The sequence below is a fragment of the Limnohabitans sp. 2KL-3 genome (assembly GCF_001269405.1).
Classification (GTDB): domain Bacteria; phylum Pseudomonadota; class Gammaproteobacteria; order Burkholderiales; family Burkholderiaceae_C; genus Limnohabitans_A.
This window is the reverse complement of record NZ_CXON01000004.1, coordinates 313,414-319,907: the sequence shown is the minus strand read 5'-3', so window position 1 is coordinate 319,907 and position 6,494 is coordinate 313,414. Positions and strand designations below refer to the sequence as shown.

Below are 6,494 nucleotides of genomic sequence, written 5' to 3'. Positions count from 1 at the left end.
TGATCTCCTTGGATGTTTTCACCATTGGAGATGAGCTATGAGTTTGTACAAAAAAAGACCGACACCGATTCGAATCGCGCTGTTGGTCATGACCCTGAGTGGCTTGGTGCTGACGGCCCAAGCACAAGGCACATCCGCCGCCGCGTTGAGTGGCTCGGTGTCCTTGAAAGATGTTTTCGAAACGGCGTGGCAAAGGCTTGGGTGGATAACCCGGTTAACAAGCCAAAATCTGATTCGAAACTCTATGAATTCGTTGTCTTGACTTGGTCAAGACGACACCAAGTTATGCCTGATGACCATAGCAAGTTGGCCCCACTCCTTCCCATCTCGAACAGGACCGTGAAACGACTTAGCGCCGATGATAGTGCGGATTCCCGTGTGAAAGTAGGACATCGTCAGGCTTCTAACAGCCCAAAACGCCTCACCGTTCGGTGGGGCGTTTTGCTTTGTGCGGAGCATTTCTGCATGAGCACCATTTCCTCTCTTACTTTCGTTTTCTACGGGTTACTCCCTGATTGACCGCACGTTCATTCACCTTAATACTTGAGGTTTGAAATATATAGGCCTTAATCAATGGCCTGTGCGATCTTTAGCAAAGAGAACGAACATGAAAATTGTGTGTATTGGTGGCGGTCCATCGGGTTTGTACTTTGCGTTGCTGATGAAAAAGCTCGGCCCCCACCACGACATCACCGTGGTGGAGCGAAACAAGCCCTATGACACCTTTGGCTGGGGCGTGGTGTTTTCTGACCAAACACTGGAGAACATGCGCCAGTGGGATCGCGAAACCGCCGCCGAGGTGGAGCAAGCGTTCAACCATTGGGATGACATTGAGCTGCACATCAAGGACCGCGTGATCCGCTCGGGCGGTCATGGTTTTGTCGGCATTGGCCGTAAAAAGTTGCTCAACATTCTGCAAGACCGCTGCGAGCAGGTGGGCGTCAAACTGCTGTTCGAGCAAGACGTGAACTCGGATCTGGACTTTCCCGATGCCGACCTCATCATCGCCAGCGATGGTGTCAACTCGCGTGTGCGCAGCCGCACACCAGAAATTTTCAAGCCCGACATCGTCACGCGTCCCAACCGCTTCATCTGGCTGGGCACGCACCGCCAATACGACGCTTTCACCTTTTTGTTCGAGAAGACCGAGCACGGCTGGTTTCAAGCGCACGTCTACAAATTCGACAACCAGACCTCCACCTTCATCGTCGAGTGCCCCGAGCATGTCTGGCTGGCACATGGCCTGGACAATGCCGACCAAGACGCGTCGATTGCCTTCTGTGAAAAGCTCTTTGCCAAAAACCTGCAAGGCGAAAAGCTGATGACCAACGCTCGACACCTGCGTGGCTCAGCATGGCTGAACTTCCAGCGCGTGAAATGCGCCAACTGGTCGCACTTCAATGGCAACAGCCATGTGGTGCTGATGGGCGACGCGGTACATACCGCGCACTTTGCCATTGGCTCGGGCACCAAGCTCGCGCTGGAAGACGCCATCGAGCTGGTGCGCCAGTTCAAGGCGCTGGGCGACACCGCAGACCGCATTCCTGAGGTGCTGAAACATTACCAAGCCGTGCGCGAGATTGATGTGATCCGCCTGCAAAACGCCGCATGGAACGCGATGGAATGGTTCGAGGTGTGCGGTGAGCGCTACTGCGACCAGCTGGAACCCGAGCAGTTCATGTACTCCATGCTCACCCGCAGCCAGCGCATCAGCCACGAGAATTTGCGTCTGCGTGACAAAGCCTGGCTGGAAGGCTACGAGGCCTGGTTTGCAGGGCGCACGGCCACGCCGAGCATTCGTCCTCCAATGTTCACCCCCTACACCCAACGCTCAGTCACACTCAAGAACCGCGTGGTGGTCTCGCCGATGGCGCAATACATGGCCGTGGACGGCCGCGTGGGCGATGACCACCTGGTGCACCTGGGCGCACGCTCCATGGGTGGCGTCGGGCTGGTGATGGTCGAGATGACCGCGCCCAGTGCCGATGGTCGCATCACGCACGGCTGCCCGGGTTTGTGGAATGACCAGCAGACCACCGACTTTGCCAAGATCGTGGATTGGGTGCATGCCAAGTCGGACGCAAAGATCGGCCTGCAGATCGGCCATGCCGGACCCAAAGGCTCCACCTGCCGCCCTTGGCAAGGCCCGGGCATGGACCAGCCTGTGCCCGCTGACGACGCAGAAGGCAACTGGCCGCTGATCGCCGCATCGCCCATGCCCTATTTGCCCCATGGCGATGTACCCCGCGCCATGACCCGCGCCGACATGGACCGCGTCACGGCCGACTTCGTGGCCAGCACCCAGCGCGCAGCCCAAGCCGGGTTTGACTGGCTGGAGCTGCACTGCGCACACGGCTACTTGCTGTCGAGCTTCATCAGCCCGCTCACCAACCAACGCAGCGACGCATACGGCGGCTCGCTCGAAAACCGCCTGCGCTACCCGCTCGAAGTGTTTATCGCAGTGCGCGCCGCATGGCCAAAAGACCTGCCCATGTCGGTGCGCATCTCGGCGCACGACTGGGTGGAAGGCGGCATCACACCCACCGATGCGGTCGAGATCGCCCGCGCCTTCAAGGCCGCAGGCGCCGACATGATCGACTGCTCGTCGGGCCAGGTCAGTGCGCAGCAAAAGCCGACCTACGGCCGCATGTACCAAACCCCGTTTGCCGACCGCATCCGCCAAGAAGCCGGCATCGCCACCATCGCGGTCGGTGCCATCTCTGAGGCCGACCACGTCAACAGCATCCTGGCCGCAGGCCGCGCCGACCTGTGCGCCGTGGCTCGGCCGCACTTGGCCAACCCGGCTTGGACCTTGACAGAAGCAGCACGCATTGGCTTCAAAGACATCGCTTGGCCGCGTGCTTACGTTTCGGGCAAGCCGCAGCTCGAAGCCGGTTTTGCCCGCGAGCGTGCCCAGCAGGCTGCGACAAAGGGGGATTGATATGTTGAATGCTCATGGGGGGACTTCAACTTCCTTGAAATTTGAATTGGTGGGAGCCGCGCCCTCGCGGCGATTGGGCGTTCATCGCGGCGAGGGCTCCGCTCCCACAGAAAAAAATCAAGGAGAGGTGGCTCCAACAATTTCCAATCGCGGCGAGGGCGCCGCTCCTACAGGGAGCAAAGCATGCTGAGCAACCGCCATGCCCTCATCACCGGAGCCGGTGCAGGTATTGGCGCGGCCATCGCGTTGCAGCTCGCGCAAGCGGGTTGCCGCCTAACGCTCTGTGGCCGCTCGCAAGACAAGCTGCAGGCACAAGCCGAGGCGCTGCGCGCACAGGTGCCCGATGTGGCGGTGCTGATCGCGCCCATGGATGTGGCCGATGAACACGCCGTGCAAGCGGCGGTGCAGCAAGCGGAAGCTCGCTTTGGCCCGGTGAACATTTTGGTCAACAACGCGGGCCAGGCGCACAGCGCACCTTTTGCCAAGACCGATGCCGCGCTGTGGCAACAGATGCTGAACGTCAACCTCACAGGCACCTACTACTGCATCCAGGCGGTGCTGCCGGGCATGCTCGAAGCGGCCAAAGCAGGCACGCCCGGACGCATCGTCAACATCGCGAGCACAGCAGGCCTCAAAGGCTATGCCTATGTGAGCGCTTATGTGGCCGCCAAGCACGGCGTGGTGGGACTGACCAAAGCGCTGGCCCTCGAATTGGCCCGCAAAGGCGTGACCGTGAACGCCATTTGCCCCGGCTACACCGAGACCGACATCGTGCGCGAAGCGGTGCAAAACATCGTGAGCAAAACCGGCAAGAGCGAAGCCGAAGCACGCCAAGCGCTGGCCGCCAACAACCCGCAGCAGCGCCTGGTGCAGCCGCACGAAGTGGCGCAAAGCGTCTTGTGGCTGTGCGCGGCGGGCAGCGATGCGATCAACGGTCAATCGATTGCCATTGATGGTGGGGAGCTGGTGTCATGAGTGCACGACAAGACACCGACATGGAAGTGCGCGCGCACGCCGACCACCACGCCTCGTTGCGCCTGTGGTTGCGTCTGCTCTCGGCCACCACCCGCATCGAAGACACCATCCGCCAACGGTTGCGCGAACAGTTTGACATCACGCTGCCGCGCTTTGACCTGATGGCCCAGCTCGAGCGCGAGCCGCAAGGCTTGTCGATGAGCGAGTTGTCGCGCCGCATGATGGTCACGGGTGGCAACGTCACCAGCATCGTCGACCAGCTCGAAAAAGAACAACTGGTGCAGCGGCAAATGCAGGCCAATGATCGCCGTTCCTATACGGTCAGCCTGACCGATGCCGGGCGCAGCGCTTTCACGGCCATGGCCCTGGCCCACGAGGGCTGGGTCGTCGAGCTGCTGTCGCCGCTGGCTGAGCGAGAACAAACACAACTGCATCAATTGCTGGGCACCTTGAAGTCCGGCAACCCTAAAAATTCTGAGGAGACAAAATGACCCAACGCTACCTGCCCGGCCAGCCGCACCAGCTGCCCCGCCACAACCAGCCCATGGCGGGTTACCAGCCCGAGCATTTTTTGCTGTCCGTCAAAGACGGTGTGGCCACGGTGAGCCTGAACCGCCCCGAGCGCAAGAACCCGTTGTCGTTTGATTCGTATGCCGAGCTGCGTGACTTTTTCCGCGCCTTGCCCTACGCCCCCGACATCCATGCCGTGGTCATCGCGGGCGAGGGCGGCAACTTCTGCTCAGGTGGTGACGTGCACGAAATCATCGGCCCGCTCACGAAGCTGGACATGCCCGGCCTGCTTGCCTTCACCCGCATGACGGGCGACTTGGTCAAGGCGATGCGCGCCTGCCCACAACCCATCATCGCGGCGATCGACGGCGTGTGCGCGGGCGCAGGCGCGATCCTGGCTATGGCGTCTGACCTGCGCTACGGCACCGAACGCAGCAAGACTTATTTCCTTTTCAACAAGGTCGGCTTGGCCGGTTGCGACATGGGCGCGTGCGCGCTCTTGCCTCGCATCATCGGCCAAGGCCGTGCGAGCGAGTTGCTGTTCACCGGGCGCGGCCTGGGCGCGCTGGAGGCCGAGCGCTGGGGTTTTTACAACCGCGTGTGCGAGCCAGGCACTGTTTTGGCCGATGCACAGGCCATCGCCGCCCAGCTGGTGGCCGGCCCCACCTTTGCCAACGGCATCACCAAAAAAATGCTGCAACAAGAGTGGAACATGGGCGTGGATGAAGCCATTGAGGCCGAAGCCCAGGCCCAAGCGATCTGCATGGCCACCAACGACTTCCACCGGGCGTACCACGCCTTTGTGGCCAAGCAAACGCCCGTTTTTGAAGGGGACTGAGCTATGTCAGACCACCCAGCCACGCACCCGCCAGAACTCGACTGGCCTTTCTTTGACAACAGCCACCGCGACTTCAAAGTGCGGCTGGACGCTTGGTGCCAACAGCACCTTGCCCACGCGCACCACGACGAAAGCCGCGACGCGGTGGATGCCGAATGCATCCGCCTGGTGCGCCTGCTGGGCGCAGGCGGTTGGCTCAAGCATGCAGTGTCCGGCACGGCCTATGGCGCAGCGTCTGACGTGATCGACACCCGTCAGCTCTGCCTGCTGCGCGAGACGCTGGCTTTTCACAACGGCTTGTCAGACTTCGCGTTTGCCATGCAGGGCTTGGGCACAGGCGCCATCAGCCTCATGGGCACCGCCGATCAAAAGCAGCGCTATCTGCCGCGTGTGGCGTCGGGTCAGGCCTTGAGCGCCTTTGCCCTGAGCGAACCCGATGCAGGCTCCGACGTGGCCGCCATGCAGTGCAGCGCCACGGTCACGGCAGACGGCTATGTGCTCAACGGTCGCAAGACCTGGATCAGCAACGGCGGCATCGCCGACTTTTATGTGGTGTTCGCCCGCACGGGCGAAGCGCCCGGGGCACGGGGCATCACGGCTTTCATTGTCGATGCCGATACACCCGGTTTGTCGATTGAAGAGCGCATCGACGTGGTCGCCCCTCACCCGCTGGCTACGCTCAAGTTTGACAACTGCAAGGTCGCTGCCAACCAACGCATTGGCGAAGCGGGCCAAGGCTTCAAGGTCGCCATGGCCACCCTTGATGTGTTCCGCACCTCGGTGGCCGCAGCCGCTTTGGGTTTTGGGCGGCGTGCGCTGTACGAGTCCATTGCTTGGGCGCGTTCGCGCAAGATGTTTGGCCAAAGCTTGGGCGACTTTCAAATCACCCAGACCAAGATCGCGCAGATGGCCACCCTGCTGGACGCGGCCACGCTCTTGACGTATCGCGCTGCTTGGCTGCGCGACCAGGGCGGGCGCATCACCCGTGAAGCGGCCATGGCCAAGATGACCGCTACCGAAAACGCCCAACAGATCATCGACATGGCGGTGCAGATGCACGGGGGCAAGGGCGTCAAAAAAGGCGTGATGGTGGAGTCGCTGTACCGCGAGATTCGGGCGTTGCGCATTTACGAAGGCGCCACCGAAGTGCAGCAGCTGATCATTGGCAAGGATGTGTTGAAGGGCTGATTGTTCGCTGCGGCTGATCGGGTGAGCTGAAGAGGGGCCCCG

6 protein-coding genes and 1 rRNA gene are annotated in these 6,494 nt (G+C 61.2%); all 7 read left to right on the top strand.

Annotated features, from left to right (window positions below):
• Window positions 1-37 precede the first annotated feature (37 nt).
• The 7 genes from AMM41_RS08565 (at window position 38) to AMM41_RS08535 (ending at window position 6,452) form a co-directional block, all read left to right on the top strand.
• Window positions 38-262 carry a hypothetical protein gene (locus AMM41_RS08565; protein WP_089956254.1) on the top strand — a complete coding sequence of 75 codons (225 nt, stop codon included), beginning with the start codon at window positions 38-40 and terminating at the stop codon, window positions 260-262.
• A gap of 26 nt (window positions 263-288) precedes the next feature.
• Window positions 289-401, top strand: a 5S ribosomal RNA gene (rrf, locus tag AMM41_RS08560).
• A gap of 206 nt (window positions 402-607) precedes the next feature.
• Window positions 608-2,941, top strand: a complete 2,334-nt coding sequence (locus AMM41_RS08555; protein ID WP_089956251.1) for a bifunctional salicylyl-CoA 5-hydroxylase/oxidoreductase — start codon at window positions 608-610, stop codon at window positions 2,939-2,941.
• A gap of 183 nt (window positions 2,942-3,124) precedes the next feature.
• Window positions 3,125-3,916, top strand: coding sequence for an SDR family NAD(P)-dependent oxidoreductase (locus AMM41_RS08550; protein ID WP_089956247.1), 792 nt, complete (start codon window positions 3,125-3,127; stop codon window positions 3,914-3,916).
• Window positions 3,913-4,407, top strand: a complete 495-nt coding sequence (locus AMM41_RS08545; protein WP_089956244.1) for a MarR family winged helix-turn-helix transcriptional regulator — start codon at window positions 3,913-3,915, stop codon at window positions 4,405-4,407. The genes AMM41_RS08550 and AMM41_RS08545 overlap by 4 nt, the downstream gene beginning before the upstream one ends.
• Window positions 4,404-5,264: an enoyl-CoA hydratase family protein gene (locus tag AMM41_RS08540; protein ID WP_089956240.1), complete on the top strand. Its 861-nt coding sequence runs from the start codon at window positions 4,404-4,406 to the stop codon at window positions 5,262-5,264. Before AMM41_RS08545 ends, AMM41_RS08540 begins: the two co-directional genes overlap by 4 nt.
• A gap of 3 nt (window positions 5,265-5,267) precedes the next feature.
• A complete protein-coding gene (locus AMM41_RS08535; RefSeq protein WP_089956236.1) occupies window positions 5,268-6,452 on the top strand; it encodes an acyl-CoA dehydrogenase family protein in 1,185 nt (394 codons plus the stop codon).
• Window positions 6,453-6,494 lie beyond the last annotated feature (42 nt).